This window comes from Dethiothermospora halolimnae (assembly GCF_037577855.1).
Lineage (GTDB): Bacteria > Bacillota > Clostridia > Tissierellales > VENL01 > Dethiothermospora > Dethiothermospora halolimnae.
Genome location: NZ_JBAKFX010000005.1, coordinates 39898 through 58566, shown reverse-complemented (window position 1 = coordinate 58566; position 18669 = coordinate 39898). Strand labels below are relative to the sequence as shown.

The window sequence follows — 18669 nt, the reverse complement described above, 5'->3', positions numbered from 1 at the left end:
ATATGATATTGTTATTAGCAACAAATTGGATATCCTTATTAGGAGATAGGGTAGAGAGTTAGCTCGTTGACCCTACACCAACCTACTTGATTAAGTAAGGTGGTTCTGCTAACATCGATAAGGAGGACGGTTAAAAATCCCCTTAACGATGCTTTAAGGGGATTTTTTATAATTAAATATTTATTCTTATCCAGAGAGGTGGAGGGACTGGCCCGATGAAACCCGGCAACAGCCAATCTAAAGATTGGAAATGTGCTAAATCCTGCAACTATTGGTTGAAAGATAAGAGATTTTTATAGATTGAGTCTATATAAAACACTTCTTATCTTTAGGGGGTGTTTTTTTATTATTAAAAATAAAGGAGTGCTGTATATGAGTAGAAACTATATTAATGATACCATCTGTGTTCAAGGGGGATATAAACCTAAAGTTGGAGAACCTAGAATAACTCCCATTGTTCAAAGTACCACTTACAAATATGAAGATCCAAATCATTTGGCTGATATATTTGATTTAAAAGAAGAAGGACATATGTATTCTAGAATAAGTAATCCTACAATATCTGCCTTTGAGGAAAAGATAGCTCAATTAGAAGGGGGAGTAGGGGCCCTTGCAACGGCTTCAGGTCAGGCAGCCACATTGATTTCAATATTAAACATATGTAAATCAGGAGAGCATATTATAGCTTCTTCAAACCTTTATGGAGGAACCCATACTCTATTTTCCACTACGCTAAAAAAGATGGGTATAGATGTTACATTTATAGATCCAAATCTTAGTGAAAAAGAAATATTAAGTTATGGAAGGAATAATACAAAGACCTTGTTTGCTGAGACAATAAGTAATCCATCACTAAATGTATTAGATTTTGAAAAATTTAGTAATGTAGCTAAAAAGTTAGAGGTTCCTTTTATAGTAGATAACACATTCCCAACTCCATATCTATGTAATCCATTTAAATATGGGGCAAATATAGTGATTCATTCTGCAACTAAATATATAGATGGCCATGCTACCAGTGTAGGTGGAGTAATAGTAGATGGAGGAAACTTTAATTGGGATAATGGTAAGTTTAATGAGTTAGTTGATCCAGATCCAAGTTATCACGGTATTAGTTATATAAAAGAGTTTAAGGAACAAGCCTATATAGTAAAAGCTAGGGTACAACTTTTAAGGGATATGGGCTCTTCATTAAGTCCATTTAATAGCTTTTTACTAAACTTAGGAGTGGAAACTTTACATTTAAGAATGGAAAAGCACAGTGAAAATGCTTTAAAGCTTGCTAAATATCTAGAGTCTCATCCTAAAGTAGCATGGGTTAACTATCCTAAACTTAAAGGAAACATAAACTATGAATTAGCCAATAAATACTTAAAAAAGGGCTGTAGTGGTATGTTAACATTTGGAATAAAGGGAGGGAAGAAAAAAGCAATAGAGTTTATAGAAGAATTAGAACTGGTATCTTTAGTTATCCATTTAGGGGATGCTAGAACATCTGTGTTACATCCAGCAACTACTACCCATAGACAACTAAGTAAAGCCCAGCTAGAGGAATCTCTAGTAACGGAGGACATGATAAGGGTTTCTGTGGGGATTGAAGGAATAGAAGATATAGTTTATGACTTCGAAAGGGCACTAGAAAAAATCTAAGTGGGGTAGATGTATATGATAAAAATATTAATAGTAAATTTAATGCCTAAAAAAATAGAAACTGAAAACCAATTTTTAAATATCTTTAATAATGTTCCCTTTAAAGTAAAAATAGATTTTCTATTTATGGAAAGCTATAGACCTAAGAATTGTGATATAAATTACTTGAAAGAAAATTATAAGAGTTTTAAAGATATAAAAAAGAACAAATACGATGGTATGATAATAACGGGGGCTCCATTAGAAAAATTTCCCTTTGAACAAGTGAGTTACTGGGATGAGTTAGTAAATATAATGGAGTATTCAAAAACAAATATAAAAACTACCATACATATATGCTGGGGAGCTTTAGCTGGGTTGTATTATCACTATGATATACCTAAGCGTGATTTGAGTAAAAAAATATTTGGAGTATTTAAACATTATATAGTTGATAAAAGAAACAAACTATTAACAGGATTTGATGATGAGTTTTTAGTACCCCATTCAAGATTTTTCTATCTAAAGAGTGAAGATATAGATAAAGTAAAAGATTTAGACATATTGTCTAAATCAGATGAATCAGGGGTATATCTAGTAACCAATAAAGATAATAGTAGGATTTTTATGACGGGACATGGTGAATATGATAGATATACGTTATATAATGAATATGATAGGGACATTAAAAATGGAGCTTATCCATGTAAACCTAAAAATTATTTTTTAGGTGACAAACCTGTTGTCAAGTGGAAAGCCCATTATAACCTATTGATTATAAACTGGATTTACCATTGTATATTAAATAAAAAAGGAGGAGTTTTAAGTGGCTAATATAGGCCTTTTAGGATTGGGAACTGTTGGAACTGGGGTGTATGAAATTATAAAAGACAGAAATGAATACTTTAAGAAAGTATTAGGGGAGGAACTTAATGTTAAAAAAATATTAGTAAGAAATCTATCTAAAGAGAGGAAACTCTTAGTAGGAGAAAGTGTTTTGACCACAGACCCAGAGGAAATTTTAAATGATGATGATATAGATATAGTTGTTGAAGTTTTGGGGGGTATAGGTGATGCTTATAAGTATATTAAGACTGCATTGAATAAAAATAAACATGTGATTACTGCTAACAAAGCAGTGGTAGCTCTATACTTAGAAGAATTTTTAGATATATCTAATAGAACAGGAAAGGGATTTTTATTTGAAGCAAGTGTTGGAGGAGGAATTCCAATTATAAAGCCCCTTAAGCAAAGTTTAAATACTAATGATATAGATGAAATCACAGGTATATTAAATGGTACTACAAACTTTATACTAACTAAAATGTATGAGGAAGGATTAGATTTTGATAAAGCTCTCAAACTAGCTCAAGATTTAGGGTATGCCGAAGCAGATCCTACTGATGATATAGAGGGATATGACGTTGCTAGAAAATTAAGTATATTATCTTCTATTGGATTTAAAAATAATACAAATGTATCTAAAATAAAGTGTAGAGGTATATCTAATTTAATAACTAAAGATATAGATGCATTTAAAAGTAGAAATTTTGCCGTAAAAGTACTAGGAAAGGCGAAGGTTTCAGATACTAATATATTGGCTTCGGTTGAACCAGTTCTCATTAATAAAGATTCCCAGTATGCTACAGTAAAAGATGCTTATAATGTGGTGTCCATAAAGGGAAATGTTGTGGGAGATTTGAAGTTTTATGGTAAGGGAGCAGGTAAAGAACCAACAGCCAATGCAGTGGTATCAGACATTATAGACATATTAAATGGTTCTTATAAATTAGATAGGATTAATATAGAAAAAAATCTTGATTTAGATGAAAATAAGGTATTTGAAGGAAAATATTATATTAGATTAACACCAAATGATTTATATACACCATCGGATATAAATGAAAAAATCAGTGAAATTGATATTGAGTATGAAACTATTATTAATGATGGAGATGTCATAATACTAACTGAAATTATAGAAGGAAATCAATTGATTGATTTATTAGATACTACTGATAACATGATAAAGGATTGTTTTTATTTAAGGATAGAAGAAATATAAAGAGATTGGAGGGATAGAGCTTGAATATAGTTGTTCAGAAATATGGCGGAACATCTGTAGGTAATATAAATAAAATTAAAGGGGTAGCTAGGGGGATAATAAGGGAAAAAAATAAAGGTAAGGATATTGTAGTTGTTGTATCGGCTATGGGAAATACAACGGATAAATTAATAAATATGGCGAGAGAGATTTCTAAAACTCCGTCTTTAAGGGAATTAGATGTTTTACTATCAACTGGCGAACAACAAACTATAGCTCTATTAGCTATGACTTTAAAGGAATACGGTTACGATGCTATTTCACTAACAGGGTATCAAGTAGGAATAGAAACCACCGGTATCCACACCAAAAATAAAATTTCGGATATTAATATGGATAAAGTAAAAAAACACTTAAATAATGGAAAAATAGTTATAATAGCAGGATTCCAAGGGGTTAATAAAAATGGAGATATAACAACATTAGGTAGGGGAGGCTCTGATACCACTGCTGTGGCCCTAGCTTCAAAGCTATCTTGTTTATGTGAAATATATACAGATGTTGATGGTGTGTATAAAATAGATCCTAGATTATATACAGAAGCCAAAAGAATAAATTATATAGATTATAATCAGATGATAGAAATGGCTGATCTAGGGGCAAAGGTATTGGAAAAGAGGGCTGTGATTTTGGCTAAGAAATATAATGTTCCTATATATGTTGGATTAAGTTGTAAAGAAAAAAAAGGAACTTATATAGGAGGTAGGAATATGTTAGAGGAAAATAATATAACCGGATTAGTAGTAAGTGATGACATATTTACTATATCCATAGATAACATACCTAATAATTCTAAGGAAGTATCCAAGATACTAAGGCTTTTTAAAAAGTATACCTTAGAGATTAATATAATAAATAAAGTATTATCTAAGAACAATACTTTATCAATGACTTTTTTATGCAAAAGTGATAATAGAATATTAATAAATAGGATAGAAGATGAACTGAGACATAGGTTTAAAGGTCTTAAAATAAATAAAAATTGTGACGATGTTAGGATTTCATTGGTTGGAACAGGAATAAACACCCAATTGGACACATTAGATAAGGTGTTTGAAATATTTATTAATAACAAAGTAGAGTTTAATCAAATAACAAATTCTGAGGTTAGCCTATCCTATATTATAAAAAAAGAATATAAATTTAAAATAGTAAATGAATTTGTAAAAACTTTCAATCTTTAAGGAGGGATTTTTGTGTCAGTTAATTTAGCTATAGTTGGAGCTACTGGAATGGTTGGAAGAACTTTTCTAGAAATATTAGAAGAAAGGAAGTTTCCAATAAAAAATCTTTATCTATTTGCTTCAGAAAAATCCAGTGGAGAGAAGATAAAGTTTAGAGATAAATATTATAGTGTTGAGAAGTTAGATGAAAAATCTTTTAATTATAACATAGATATAGCATTGTTCTCGGCAGGGGGAGAAATAAGTAAAAAATATGCTCCTATAGCTAGAGATAATGGAGCAATAGTTGTAGATAATAGTAGTGCTTGGAGGATGGATAAAAATGTTCCTTTAATCGTACCAGAAGTTAATAGGGAAGAGATAAAAAAGCATAATGGGATCATAGCTAATCCTAATTGCTCAACAATACAAGTGGTTGTACCCCTTAAAGTATTAGATGATAAGTACGGAATAGAAAGGGTTGTATATTCCACATATCAATCGGTATCAGGATCAGGAGTTAATGGAATTAGTGATTTAGAAAGGGGGATTGAAGGAATACCCAATAAAACTTATCCTCATCCCATAGCATATAATTGTATTCCCCATATTGATGTATTTATGGATAATGGATATACAAAAGAAGAGATAAAGATGGTAGAAGAAACAAAAAAGATACTTAATAACTATGACTTAAAGGTAACAGCAACAGCTGTAAGGATGCCCGTGAAATATGGACATTGTGTATCTACAAATATAGAACTTAGAAATCAGTTTGAATTAACAGAGGTATATAATTTACTTGATAACGTGGAGGGGATAAAGTTAATGGATAATATTAAAGAAAACAAATATCCTACACCATTAAAAATAGAAGGGAAGGATGATATATATGTAGGACGTATAAGACGGGATTTTAGCCTAGATAAGGGTCTAAATTTATGGATTTGTGCTGACAATATAAGAAAAGGAGCTGCAACAAATACAGTACAAATTGCTGAATTACTGTTGTAGAAATTTTCTATAATAGATACAATATATATGTTATTTATTATAGAGAGGAAAGGAATGATAAGTTTGAAACTATTTTTTATATCAGATATTCATGGGTCTATATATTATTTAAATGAAGCCTTAGAGAAGTTTAAAGAAGAGGATTGTGATTATATAGTTCTACTGGGAGATGCCCTATATCATGGCCCTAGAAATCCATTACCAAAGGAATATAATCCTAAAGAAGTGGCTCTTTTGCTTAATCAACATAAGGATAAAATAATTGCAGTTAGGGGAAATTGTGATAGTGAAGTTGATCAAATGGTTATTGATTATCCAATGATGGGAGATTACTCAATAATATTACATAACAGTAGAAGGTTATTTTTAACCCATGGTCATATATACAATAAAGATAATCTACCTAATTTGTCCGAAGGAGATGTATTAATCCATGGGCATACCCATATTCCAGTGGCTAAAAAACTAGAGAATATATACATTATCAATCCTGGATCCATAACATTACCAAAGGAGAATAATCCAAATTCATATGGAATACTTGATAATGATATATTTGAAATTAAGGATTTAGAAGGAAATATAATAAAGAAAATAGATTTAAATAGTTAAATTATAATTGGCTGGGGGAGGTTGTAATCCCTCAGCTATTTTATAATGTCTATGTAGAAACTATTTACACTGGAGTCAGCACAAAAACTTTTTTATTACCAAATCCCTGTACCTTACACTCTGCCCATACCTAATAACCACCATAAAATATCTTCATACTACTTTGTAATTATAAATATAAATGGATTTTTACCCATAGACTTGACATTAAAAAGATGGGGTGGTATCATACATTTAAATAATTAGACAATTATCTAAATGTCTAAAAAGGAGGAGATGAATTAATTGAATAAAGCATTTAAAGCTCTAGCAGATCCAAATAGAAGAAAAATGTTACAACTACTGAATGATAAGGATTTAACTGCAGGAGAAATAGCAGATTATTTTGAAATAAGTAAACCATCAATAAGTCATCATTTAAATATTTTAACTAATGCTGAATTAGTATTAAGGGAAAAGAAAGGTCAGAATGTTATATATTCTATTAATACTACAGCATTTCAACAAATAATAAAATGGACATTTGATTTTATGGAAAGGGGAGATGGAAGTGAAGAAGAATAAAGGTATACTAATATTATCAATATTGTCTTTGATAGCCACTGCTATAGTTTATAAATATTTACCAGATACTATAGCAATACACTGGAATTTTAAAGGGGAAGTAGATGACTATGCTGGTAAATGGTTTGTTTTTATAACAGCAGCATTACCTATAGTATTGTATACTATGTTTTTAGTAATTCCTAAGATTGATCCAAAGAGGGACTCTTATGAGAAACATGGTAACGCTTATAAGATTATAAAACTAATTACTATAGTTGTACTTATCATAATTCATTGGATATCTGTGTTTATCGCCCTAGGATATGACTTGAATATTGGTTTGATAGTAAAACTAGTAGTTGGTATATTATTTATAGTTATAGGTAATTACATGGGGCAGTTTAGACATAATTATTTTGTAGGAATAAAGACTCCCTGGACTTTAGCAAATGAAAGAGTTTGGAAGAAAACCCATAGAGTTGGAGGGTTTGGATTTATAGTGTTAGGATTAGTCTTTATAGTAGGTATATTTATAAATAGTGTTATTTATTCCTTAATAACATCAGTATTAGTTATATTATTAATAGTGGGATTATTTTTATATTCCTACTTAATCTATAAAAAACTACAAAAATAATTAATATTTAGAGGTATTTAAGTTTATTAGAAAATATTTAATAAATTAATGGGCTAGATATATCTAGCCCTTATAATTATGTACAATATAATTACTATTTTCATCATAAGTCTATTAAAAAATAATATATGGGTATATAATACATACATAGAGTAAATATGCTGAATAGAAAAGGGATATAAGGAAATAATCGTTATATATACATATATTGACTAATTATTTTTAATTGATACAATAAAATAGAAAAGAAAACTAATGGGAGGAAACTATGAAAAAAACTAAGATAATGATAATTACATTAATAATATTGATTTCATTTGTAGGATGTAATGAAGATGTGGTAAATGAACAAGAACAAAAGAGACCAACAATAGCAGTATCTATAGTTCCCCAGAAAACATTTGTTAAAGCGGTAGGTGGAGACTTAGTAAATGTAGTTACTATGATCCCCCCTGGAAATAGCCCTGCAAATTATCAACCAACACCAAAGGAAATAAAAGATTTTAGTGATGCGTCATTATATTTTTCAATAGGTGTGCCTACTGAAAAGGCAAATATATTGCCTAAGATAAAGGATTTAAATAAGAATTTAAAAGTGATAGCGCTTGAGGAGAAGGTATCTAAAAAATACCCAGATCGTTATATTGAAGGTGAAGGTACTAGCGAAGATCATGATGATGATCATGACCACGATCATAAAGGAAGAGACCCCCATATATGGTTATCTCCGAAACGGGTTCAGGTTATGATTGAAGTTATTAGAGATGAATTGATTAAATTAGATTCTGATAATAGAGCTACTTATGAAAAAAATGCTAATGAGTACATAGATAAGCTAAAAGGTGTGGATCAAGAAATTAAAGGTACACTTAAAGGTGTAAAGAAAAAGACCATCATTGCATATCATCCATCATTTGGATATTTTGCAGATGATTATGGATTAAACATGTTAGTTATAGAGGATGAAGGCAAAGAAGCCACTGCTAAAAGATTGAAGGATATTATAAATATAGCCAAAACAAATAATATTAAATTTGTTTTCTATCAAGCTGAATTTGATGATAGTCAAGCTAAAATCATAGCTAATGAAATAAATGGGGAAACAGTAAAATTAGACCCATTAGCTAGTGATTATATCAATAATCTAAAAAACATTGCAGAAAAGTTTAAGGAAGTAGGAAAGGGTAAAGAATAAGTATATATAACTATTTTATTAATAGGAGGTTTATTATGGATTATAAAAACAAAATAGACAATATGAAGGATCAATTATTAAGTTCTTTAGCCGAGGTTGTAAAAATTCCCAGTGTAAAGGCTGAAGGTAATGAAAATTATCCCTTCGGAGAAGAGATAGATAAGTCCCTTGTAAAAACACTAGATATTTGCAAGAACCTAGGTTTTACTACATATTATGGAGATGGCTATTACGGATATGCTGAAACAGGTGAAGGGGATGAAATGTTAGCTATATTAGGCCATTTAGATGTGGTTCCTGCAGGAGAAGAAGATAACTGGAACTATCCTCCCTTTGGAGCAGTAATAGAAGATGGAAGGATGTATGGCAGAGGAACCCAAGATGATAAAGGACCTATGTTAGCATGTATATATGCCGTAAAGGCATTACTTAATACAGGTTTTAAACCAAACAAAAGGATAAGATTTATATTTGGAACCGATGAAGAAAATCTTTGGGGGGGAATAACTAAATACATGGAAAATGAAGAAGTACCTAGTTTTGGTTTTACTCCCGATTCAGATTTTCCCATGATTTATGCAGAAAAAGGTTTGTTACAACTACATTTAAAATCAAGTAATAACAGTGAAATAACATTAAAAGGTGGAAATGCCTTTAATGCTGTTCCCGATAGGATAATTTATGATGATATAAAACTAGATGAACTTGAAGTCGAACTTAAAAATCTAGGTTTTGATTATAAAAAAGAGAATAAATCAATAATTGTATATGGAAAGGGAGCCCATGCATCTAAACCCAATCATGGAATAAATGCAATAAGTAGATTATGCATTGCACTTAATAATATGGGAGTTAAATCAGATGCAGTGAGATTTATTGCAGAAGTTATAGGAGAAGATTATAATGGGAAAAACATATTTGGAAATTGTGAAGACGAACCATCAGGAAAAATAACAATTAATATTGGAAAAATAAATGTAACAAATAATGGCGATGAAATATCGGTGGATATAAGGATACCAGTAACCAAAGATAAAGAAAAAGTTGTTGGTGATTTAAAAGAAAAGGCAAAGAAATATAATCTAGAGTATAAAGAGTTTGACTATCTAGATTCATTATATGTTCCAAAGGACCATTTTTTAATAAAAACATTAAGAAAAGTTTATGAAAAGGAAACTGGACTAAATTCTGAACCCATATCAACAGGAGGAGGTACATATGCCCGCTCTATGGATAACTGTGTTGCATTTGGACCAATATTCCCTGGACAAGAAAAAGTGGAACATCAAGCGAATGAATATGTGGAAATAGAAAAACTAATTGAAACGGCTAAGATATATGCAGCTGCCATACATGAATTAGCAAAATAAGTACAAAAACAGTAAAAAACTATCTACCTCATGAGGTAGATAGTTTTTTACTGTTTTTGATATGTTATTTTATAAACTTTAAAAGAAAAAGGGATGCTGGTTTTGCCATAGAGGGTATATAAACTCCTTATAAAAGTCATAGGACAAAGCTAAATATTAATATGTATCTTATAGAGCAAAAAAAGAAAGGAGACTTTAAAATGGCTAAGATCGTGGTTATAGGTGGTGGATGGGCCGGATGTGCAGCGGCAATAAGCGCCAAGAAAGCTGGAGCAGAGGTTACATTAATAGAAAGAACAGATCTATTATTGGGACTTGGTAATGTAGGGGGAGTAATGAGGAATAATGGTAGATATACGGCTACTGAAGAATGTATATTGTTAGGGGGAAGGGAGTTATTTGAAATAACAGATAAGTATGCTAGACATAAGGAAATAAATTTCCCAGGACATAAACATGCCAGTACATATGATATAGACTATGTGGAAAGTGCTGTGAGGTCAAAATTATCAGAAATGGGTATAGATATACTATTTGAAACAAAGGCTGTAGATGCTGACATTAAAGATGATAGAATAAACTACATAATTTTAGATAATAAAAAAAGGATTTATGGAGATAGTTTTATCGAAACCACGGGATCTACAGGACCAATATCAAATTGTTATAAATATGGTAATGGATGTGTAATGTGTGTATTAAGATGTCCTACATATGGAGGTAGGGTTAGTATTACTGAAAAGTTGGGAATTAAAGATATGGTAGGAAAAAGGAAGGATGGAACATATGGTTCATTTAGTGGCTCAATAAAAATACTAAAGAAAACTTTAAGTGATGACTTACAAAAAAAGTTAAATAAAGATGGAGTTTTAATAGTTCCACTTCCTAAGAAAGAAATAAATAGTAAAAAATTAGATATAAAAGTTTGTAGACAGTATGCCATAGATGATTTCAGTAAAAATATTATTGTTATTGATACTGGTGAGGGAAAAGTAATGGCACCCTTCTATCCCTTGGATAAGTTGAGGAAAATTAAAGGTTTTGAAAGGGTTAGATTTAAAGACCCTTACTCGGCAGGGATAGGAAACTCCATAAGACATTTTTCTGCTGCACCTAGGGATGACTTTATGAAAGTAATAGGAGTAGATAATTTATTTGTTGCAGGGGAAAAAAGTGGTTTTTATATAGGTCATACAGAAGCTATAACAACGGGGTATTTGGCGGGATATAATGGAGTAAGAAAATCTATTGGCACATCTTTACTGAAACTGCCCAGTACCACAGTAATAGGAGATATGATATCCTATTCTAATAAAATTATGAATGGTAAAGATGGAGACAAAATGAAATTTACGTTTGCAGGGGCGGATTATTTTGAAAGAATGAAAAGCAGAGGACTATATACAACGGATAAAGAAGAATTATATCAAAGAATTAGGAACGTAGGACTTATTGATGTTTTTGATAACAAAATAGTATATTAGCTTATTATAAATATTATAACTTAACCTAAATGGAGTAAAGGAAAATTATAGTTCTTTCCCTTTAATAAAAAAGGAATATCAAAGAAATTATAGAATACTTAAACAGATGATCATTACTTAGGGGGGACACAATGAAGAAGAAAGAGGAAGTATATGAAGTGTTAGTAATGATGGAAAAAGAATTTAAAAGGGGAATATCAGCAAAGGAAATAGGGAAGAAACTATGCATTGATAGATCTAATATTAGTAGATACCTAAACACATTATATAAAGAAGGAGTAGTAGAAAAAATAAAAGGGAGACCTGTACTTTATAAAACAAAGAAAAATATAGTAAGAAGAGAAGAAAGGAAAGATGAAAAAATAGAGCATACATTAGAGAAATTGGTTGAAGATAATGAAAGTCTCCATATACCTATTCAGCAGGCCAAGGCAGCTATTCTTTATCCACCTAAGGGGCTACATACATTAATTTTAGGTGAAACCGGTGTGGGGAAATCTATGTTTGCAGAAATGATGTATTTATTTTCAAAAAAATCTGGGGTTATAAGTGAAGGGTCTCCCTTTATTAGATTTAATTGTGCCGATTATACCGATAATCCTCAACTTTTAATAGGACAAATTTTTGGTGTGAAAAAGGGGGCATATACAGGAGCTGATAAGGACAAAGAAGGATTAATGAAAAAGGCCCACGGAGGCATATTATTTTTAGATGAAATCCATAGACTATCTCACCAAGGTCAAGAAATGTTATTTCTTTATATAGATAAAGGATATTATAGACCCCTTGGAGAAACAGAGAAAGTTGTTAATGTAGATGTGCATATAATAGCCGCCACAACAGAAAAGCCAGAGTCATATTTATTGAAAACATTTACAAGAAGAATTCCAATGACTATAACATTACCCCCATTGAGGGAGAGGAGTATTAATGAAAGGTATAATATTATAAAATTCTTTATAAAGGAAGAATCAAAAAGGGTAGGAAATAGTATATACATAAATAGAAATTCATTAATATCATTATTATTATATAATTGTCCAAATAATATTGGACAGCTACAAAGTGATATACAGCTATCCTGTGCCAAGGCTTTTCTAGCTTATAAGTCTAATAGGCAAGAATATATATTAATAACCCAGTTGGATATACCTTCCCATGTTAAAAAGGGATTAATGAGTATTAAACACTATAGAAAAGATATAGACAAAATAATAGGAAGTAATCAAGAAGTTTTTAAATTTTATTATAAAGAAAAGAGTAACTTATTAAGAAAAGATAATTATAAAGATGGAGAGTATTTCTATGATTTAATAGAACAAAAGTTAGAAAGTTTAAAAAGCTCTGGTATGGAAGAAAATCAAATTAATGATATTCTAAATGTAGATATTGAAAATTACTTTAGAAAATATATAAATAACTTACCCAATAGATTTAGAAAAGATGAAATAGTTAAAGTTGTAGATGAGAAAATAATAGATTTAGTAGAAAAATTATTAAAATATGCAGGTGATAAGTTAAATAAAGAATACGATGAAAAAATATACTTTGGATTAGCTTTGCATCTTCAAAGAAGTATACAAAGAATTAAGAATGGAGATAAAATATATCATCCAAAGTTAAATTTTATTCGAGTAAATTATACGAATGAGTTCTTTATCGCTATGGAGATAACAAAAGAAATAGACAAAATATTTAATATAGAGACTCCATTAGATGAGATTGGTTACTTAGCCATGTTTTTATCATCGAATCCCTATAGGATAGATTCTAAAACCGATGAGAGGGTTAATGTTATAGTAGTTATGCATGGAGATAGTACGGCTACCAGTATGACTAATGTAGCAAATAATTTAGTTGGAACTACCCATGCTATTTCATTTGATATGCCCCTTAGTATGAAAACAGAAACAATGTATGAAATTGTAAAGAAAAAGGTAGTAGAATTAGACAATAATAAAGGAATATTATTGTTGGTTGATATGGGGTCTCTAACTAATTTTGGCAATATGATTTATGAAGAAACGGGTAAAGTGGTTAAAACCATAGATATGGTTAGCACAGCTACAGTAATTGAGGCTTGTAGGAAGTCTATATTAGGAAGGGAACTTAATGAAATATATAAATCCTGTATTGATATAAAAACATCCACATATGAGGAAATAAAAAATACTAAGGCTAAAGAAAATATTATTATATCAGCTTGTTTTACTGGAGAGGGGGCTTCTGAAAAGTTAAAAGAAATTATTAAGAAGGAAATATCTAGTTCAAAAAACGTAAAAATTATAACACTAGATATTTTAAGTAGAAGGGAATTTATAAATAAAATAAATAATTATAAAAAAGACAATAGAATTCTTGCTATAGTGGGAACTGTAGAAATTCATATAGAAGACATACCCTTTATTTCAGCAGTAGATATATTAGTGGGAAGTGGGATTGAAGTATTAAAAGATATCATAAATAGAGAGGGAAGGTTAGAAGAAATCGGCAACTCTTTGACAGAGCATCTATCGTTAATTGATGGAATGGAGATTATAAATAAGTTAAGGATAGTTATAGATAATATAGAAGAAAAACTAAAGGTAAAAGTAAAGGATGAAGTAAAACTAGGTATAATATTACATATGAGCTTTTTAATTGATAAGCTAAAAAAAGGAGAGGAAACATCTATTTTTAAAAATCTTCAAGAATTTAGTTCTCAATATAATAGGGAATTATCCCTTATAAAAGAAACTATAAAAGATTTAGAGGATTATTATAAAGTTTCTATTAAAAATAATGAACTGGCATATTTATGTAAGATGTTTATAGAAAATAATTTAAACAATTGAATCAAAGTGTGTAATTAGTGTAAATAGTGTGTATTTTAAAATACACACTATTTATTTTTTATGTAGGGCCTGAATATATTCAGGATGCCTTTAAGGCTATATAATATATAACAATAATAAAATTTAGTTGCTGGGGGATTGGTAATTCCACAGCTTATTGAAAAATATAGTCTTTTGTATAATAGGTCTTCTAGAAGAAGACCTAAGTGCTTCAATATATTGAAGCACTACATAAATTTAGGGGTTCATCAATTCCCTGCTCTCTGCACCTTGCACATAACAAAGAAGCGATAAAGGCACTGTTGTTATTCAAATTATAATTTATAATCAAAATAATATACTCTTTCAAAGTTGGCATACATATTGCAATTATATAAAGTGTAAGGGAGGTATTTGTATGAAAAAAATAAATGTAAAAGTAAATAGTGTATCAGGCTTACATGCAAGGCCAGCCAGTTTAGTAGTTAATACTGCCAATAAATATTCTTCTAATATATCTATAAAGAAAGGAGATAAAACCATTAATTGTAAAAGTATAATGGGGGTTTTAAGTATAGGAGCAGATAAAGGGGATGAACTAGTAATAATTACCGAGGGGGAAGATGAAGTGGAAGCAATTTATGATTTAGAAGATTTATTTGTTAATCAACTTGTTAATGAATAAAGTTTTATTTATATATTCATATTTTAACTGAAAGGAGGGGGTTTTTATATAAAGTTAGTTTATATTATAGATTATTTAAGGGAGGAGTGGGATTGTGAAACAAATAATGTTAGTTTGTTCAGCAGGAATGTCAACTAGTTTATTAGTAACTAAGATGCAATCAGCAGCGGCTAAGAGGGAAGTAAATGTTAAGGTCTTTGCAGTTGCAGAGGCTGATGCAAAAAAATATGAAGATGATATTGAAGTATTATTATTAGGTCCTCAAGTAAGATATTTACTTTCTAAAATGAAAAAAAGGTTAGAACCAAAGGGGGTACCAGTAGCTGTAATCGATAGTATAAATTATGGCACTATGAATGGGGAAGCAGTTTTAAACCAAGCTTTAAAATTAATTGAGAACAATAGTTAAAATTAGTTGTTAAATGAGGGGGATTTATTGTGGAAAAGATTATAAAGTTTTTAGAGGAAAAATTTGTTCCTGTTGCAGGAAGAATTGGTTCCCAAAGACATTTAGTAGCAGTTAGAGATGGATTTGTTACTATTATGCCATTAATCATAGCAGGGTCTTTGGCTGTTCTTGTTAATAATTTTCCGAATGAAGCTTATCAAAATTTTATGCAAAAAATATTTACTGACAAATGGACTAGTTTTGGTGGCAACATATGGAATGGTACCTTTGCGGTAACGTCATTATTAATTATATTTACAATAGCTTATAGTTTAGCAAAATCATATGATTCAGATCCATTGGCAGCAGGAATAGTTAGTTTTGCATCACTTATGACAATAACTGCAGGGGCTGAAGGGGCTTGGGCTATACCCTATGCATGGACTGGGGCCCAAGGTTTATTTGTATCTATTATAGTTGCAATAATTTCTACTGAGATATTCACTAGATTATTAGGGAATAAGAAATTAAACATAAAGATGCCCAGTGGAGTACCACCGGCAGTGGCTAAATCATTTGCAGCATTGCTTCCAGGTATGATAACAATAGCTGTATTTTCGTTTATTAGAATAGGAACCGTTGCAGCTGGAATAGCTAATATTCATCAAGCCATATTTGAAGCTATACAAGGACCTTTATCAAACCTAGGTCAATCAATTTGGTCTGCCATAACTATAGCATTTTCAAATCACTTATTATGGTTCTTTGGACTTCATGGTTCAAACATACTAGAACCAATAATGCAAAGTGTATACTTACCAGCATTAGAGGCTAATATGGCAGCATTACAATCAGGTATAGACATTCCTAATATTGTTACAAAGCCATTCTTTGATGTATTTGTGTATATGGGTGGATCTGGAACTACTATATCTTTACTAATAGCCATATACATAGCATCATTAAGAAAGAAATATAGAAGTAAACGTTTATTAAGTACAGCGAATCTGGGATTTGCACCGGGGATATTTAATATAAATGAACCTGTAATGTTTGGTCTTCCCATAGTATTAAATCCAATGTTTATAATTCCATTTATATTTATACCCGTTGTACTGACAATAATATCCTATGGGGCAATAGCATCGGGACTAGTACCCCGTACAATCGCCATGGTTCCATGGACCACACCACCAATACTAGGAGGATATCTAGCTGTGGCATCATGGCGAGGAATAGTACTACAGTTATTTAACCTAGGGATAGCTGTATTGTGCTATTTCCCATTCATAGTTTTATCTGAAAGATCAGAAAGGAAAAAGGCTAAAGAAGAAGCATAGAATAGAAAATGACAGGAGAGATATTATGGAACTTGAACAAATAATTTTTAAAATAATAACCTATAGTGGTAATGCTAAAAGTTCTTTTATGGAGGCTATACAGCATGCTAAAAAAGGAGAAATAGATAAGCTAAAGAATTCAATAGAAAGTGGAGAAGAAGATTTAAAACTAGCCCATAAAGAGCAGACAAAATTAATTCAGAATGAAGCTGATGGAGGCAAAGTGGAGACATCATTGTTACTGATACATGCTCAGGATCACCTGATGAATGCAATTACCATTAAGGATTTGGCTATGGAGATAGTGGAATTATATAAAAAAATAACAGAATAGGCCCTTTGCCTATTCTGTTATTTAATAAGGAGGAAATAGTTTGAGTGGGTTAAAAATAGCTGTAATAGGTGGAGGCAGTAGTTATACTCCTGAATTAATAGATGGAATCATAAAACGATCTAGTGAGCTGCCAGTGGAAAGTATTTGGCTAGTAGATATACAGGCAGGTAAAGAAAAATTAGATATAATAGGGGATTTAACTAAAAGAATGATAAAAAGAGCTAAACTAGACATAAAAGTTTACACCACTCTAAATAGAAGAGAAGCCATAAAGTATGCTGATTTTGTTATAACACAATTTAGGGTGGGTGGATTAAAGGCTAGAAGTTTAGATGAAAAATTGCCCCTTAAATATGATGTTATAGGTCAAGAGACAACGGGACCAGGGGGATTTGCCAAGGCATTAAGGACTATTCCCGTTATTTTAGATATATGTAATGATATAGAAGAATTAGCTAGTAATGCTTGGCTCATTAATTTTACTAATCCAGCAGGTATTATAACAGAGGCAGTATTAAAACATACAAATGTAAAAACTATTGGGTTATGTAATGTACCTATAACTATGAAAAATAATATTTCAAAAATTTTAGATGCCAATAGCAATAACATTAAAATAGATTTTTTAGGCCTTAATCATATGGTATATGGAAACAAAGTATACCTTAAAGGTCGAGATGTTACTAACAAGGTATTAGATATTATATCTGAAGGAGAATCTTTCACTATGAGAAATATTCCTGATCTTAAATGGGATAGTAAGCTTATAAAATCCTTAGAAATGATCCCTTGTCCATATCATAAGTATTATTATATGACAGATGAAATATTAAAAGAAGAGAAAGAAAATAGTGATACAATTGGTACAAGGGCAAAACAGGTTATGGATATTGAGAAAAAACTTTTTGAAAGATATAAAGAGTCCAATCTCGACACAAAACCCAAGGAATTGGAAAAGAGAGGTGGTTCCTATTATTCAGATGCTGCAATATCACTTATAAGTGCTATATATAATGACAAAGATGAAATACATACGGTAAATGTTAAAAATGAAGGGGCCATATCAAATTTATCTGAGGACATTGTAGTGGAAATAAACTGTTTAATAAATAAAAGTGGGGCTAAACCTATATCTGTAGGAAGGATGTCAAATAGAATAAAGGGTTTAGTTGAAGTAGTAAAAAGTTATGAGTTATTAACAGTGGAATCGGCAGTCTTTGGAGATTACAATAAAGGGGTTCTAGGATTATCAACTAATCCTTTAGTTCCGTCCTTTACAGTGGCTAAAAAAATATTTGATGATATTATATTGGCTAATAAATACTATTTACCACAGTTTAAATAAAATCGGGGGA

General features: G+C 30.6%; 17 protein-coding genes and 2 riboswitches. All 17 genes read left to right on the top strand.

The window, feature by feature from the left end; genetic code table 11:
* The first annotated feature begins 32 nt into the window (after positions 1-32).
* Positions 33-124, top strand: a riboswitch (SAM riboswitch).
* Positions 125-183: 59 nt separating this feature from the next.
* Positions 184-289: riboswitch (SAM riboswitch) on the top strand.
* Between the two features lie 83 nt (positions 290-372).
* The 17 genes from V6137_RS03285 to V6137_RS03205 all read left to right on the top strand — a co-directional run bounded on the left by V6137_RS03285 (position 373) and on the right by V6137_RS03205 (position 18659).
* A complete protein-coding gene (locus tag V6137_RS03285; RefSeq protein ID WP_425446450.1) occupies positions 373-1650 on the top strand; it encodes an O-acetylhomoserine aminocarboxypropyltransferase/cysteine synthase family protein in 1278 nt (425 codons plus the stop codon).
* A 15-nt stretch (positions 1651-1665) separates the two neighbouring features.
* Positions 1666-2463: a homoserine O-acetyltransferase/O-succinyltransferase family protein gene (locus V6137_RS03280; protein ID WP_425446449.1), complete on the top strand. Its 798-nt coding sequence runs from the start codon at positions 1666-1668 to the stop codon at positions 2461-2463.
* Positions 2456-3694: a homoserine dehydrogenase gene (locus V6137_RS03275; protein WP_425446448.1), complete on the top strand. Its 1239-nt coding sequence runs from the start codon at positions 2456-2458 to the stop codon at positions 3692-3694. Before V6137_RS03280 ends, V6137_RS03275 begins: the two co-directional genes overlap by 8 nt.
* A 20-nt stretch (positions 3695-3714) precedes the next feature.
* Positions 3715-4917 (top strand): aspartate kinase, encoded by a 1203-nt coding sequence (locus V6137_RS03270; RefSeq protein WP_425446447.1) that lies wholly within the window; start codon positions 3715-3717, stop codon positions 4915-4917.
* Between the two features lie 12 nt (positions 4918-4929).
* Entirely contained in the window at positions 4930-5910 is a 981-nt protein-coding gene (locus V6137_RS03265) for an aspartate-semialdehyde dehydrogenase (protein WP_425446446.1), read from the top strand.
* A gap of 54 nt (positions 5911-5964) precedes the next feature.
* Entirely contained in the window at positions 5965-6522 is a 558-nt protein-coding gene (gene yfcE, locus V6137_RS03260; protein WP_425446445.1) for a phosphodiesterase, read from the top strand.
* Positions 6523-6807: 285 nt separating this feature from the next.
* Positions 6808-7086, top strand: coding sequence for an autorepressor SdpR family transcription factor (locus V6137_RS03255; protein ID WP_425446444.1), 279 nt, complete (start codon positions 6808-6810; stop codon positions 7084-7086).
* Positions 7073-7705 (top strand): SdpI family protein, encoded by a 633-nt coding sequence (locus tag V6137_RS03250; RefSeq protein WP_425446443.1) that lies wholly within the window; start codon positions 7073-7075, stop codon positions 7703-7705. The genes V6137_RS03255 and V6137_RS03250 overlap by 14 nt, the downstream gene beginning before the upstream one ends.
* A gap of 268 nt (positions 7706-7973) precedes the next feature.
* A complete protein-coding gene (locus tag V6137_RS03245; protein WP_425446442.1) occupies positions 7974-8900 on the top strand; it encodes a metal ABC transporter solute-binding protein, Zn/Mn family in 927 nt (308 codons plus the stop codon).
* A 35-nt stretch (positions 8901-8935) separates the two neighbouring features.
* Positions 8936-10270 carry a dipeptidase PepV gene (pepV, locus tag V6137_RS03240; protein WP_425446441.1) on the top strand — a complete coding sequence of 445 codons (1335 nt, stop codon included), beginning with the start codon at positions 8936-8938 and terminating at the stop codon, positions 10268-10270.
* Positions 10271-10470: 200 nt separating this feature from the next.
* Positions 10471-11754 carry an FAD-dependent oxidoreductase gene (locus V6137_RS03235; RefSeq protein ID WP_425446440.1) on the top strand — a complete coding sequence of 428 codons (1284 nt, stop codon included), beginning with the start codon at positions 10471-10473 and terminating at the stop codon, positions 11752-11754.
* Positions 11755-11885: 131 nt separating this feature from the next.
* On the top strand, positions 11886-14588 hold the full coding sequence (locus V6137_RS03230) for a sigma-54-dependent transcriptional regulator (protein ID WP_425446439.1): 2703 nt from the start codon (positions 11886-11888) through the stop codon (positions 14586-14588).
* 397 nt (positions 14589-14985) lie between these two features.
* On the top strand, positions 14986-15252 hold the full coding sequence (locus V6137_RS03225) for an HPr family phosphocarrier protein (RefSeq protein WP_425446438.1): 267 nt from the start codon (positions 14986-14988) through the stop codon (positions 15250-15252).
* A 94-nt stretch (positions 15253-15346) separates the two neighbouring features.
* Positions 15347-15661, top strand: a complete 315-nt coding sequence (locus tag V6137_RS03220) for a PTS sugar transporter subunit IIB (protein WP_425446437.1) — start codon at positions 15347-15349, stop codon at positions 15659-15661.
* A 29-nt stretch (positions 15662-15690) separates the two neighbouring features.
* Complete coding sequence (locus V6137_RS03215) at positions 15691-16980, top strand: PTS sugar transporter subunit IIC (protein WP_425446436.1); 1290 nt, start codon at positions 15691-15693, stop codon at positions 16978-16980.
* Between the two features lie 25 nt (positions 16981-17005).
* Complete coding sequence (locus V6137_RS03210; RefSeq protein ID WP_425446435.1) at positions 17006-17314, top strand: PTS sugar transporter subunit IIA; 309 nt, start codon at positions 17006-17008, stop codon at positions 17312-17314.
* A 40-nt stretch (positions 17315-17354) separates the two neighbouring features.
* Positions 17355-18659 carry a 6-phospho-beta-glucosidase gene (locus tag V6137_RS03205; RefSeq protein WP_425446434.1) on the top strand — a complete coding sequence of 435 codons (1305 nt, stop codon included), beginning with the start codon at positions 17355-17357 and terminating at the stop codon, positions 18657-18659.
* The last annotated feature ends 10 nt before the right edge of the window (positions 18660-18669 follow it).

Bases quoted from the DNA above. Each gene is read 5' to 3' on its own strand.
- V6137_RS03285 (WP_425446450.1), top strand. From the start codon at position 373: ATGAGTAGAAACTATATTAATGATACCATCTGTGTTCAAGGGGGATAT.
- V6137_RS03280 (WP_425446449.1), top strand. From the start codon at position 1,666: ATGATAAAAATATTAATAGTAAATTTAATGCCTAAAAAAATAGAAACT.
- yfcE (WP_425446445.1), top strand. From the start codon at position 5,965: ATGATAAGTTTGAAACTATTTTTTATATCAGATATTCATGGGTCTATA.
- V6137_RS03245 (WP_425446442.1), top strand. From the start codon at position 7,974: ATGAAAAAAACTAAGATAATGATAATTACATTAATAATATTGATTTCA.
- pepV (WP_425446441.1), top strand. From the start codon at position 8,936: ATGGATTATAAAAACAAAATAGACAATATGAAGGATCAATTATTAAGT.
- V6137_RS03235 (WP_425446440.1), top strand. From the start codon at position 10,471: ATGGCTAAGATCGTGGTTATAGGTGGTGGATGGGCCGGATGTGCAGCG.
- V6137_RS03230 (WP_425446439.1), top strand. From the start codon at position 11,886: ATGAAGAAGAAAGAGGAAGTATATGAAGTGTTAGTAATGATGGAAAAA.
- V6137_RS03225 (WP_425446438.1), top strand. From the start codon at position 14,986: ATGAAAAAAATAAATGTAAAAGTAAATAGTGTATCAGGCTTACATGCA.
- V6137_RS03210 (WP_425446435.1), top strand. From the start codon at position 17,006: ATGGAACTTGAACAAATAATTTTTAAAATAATAACCTATAGTGGTAAT.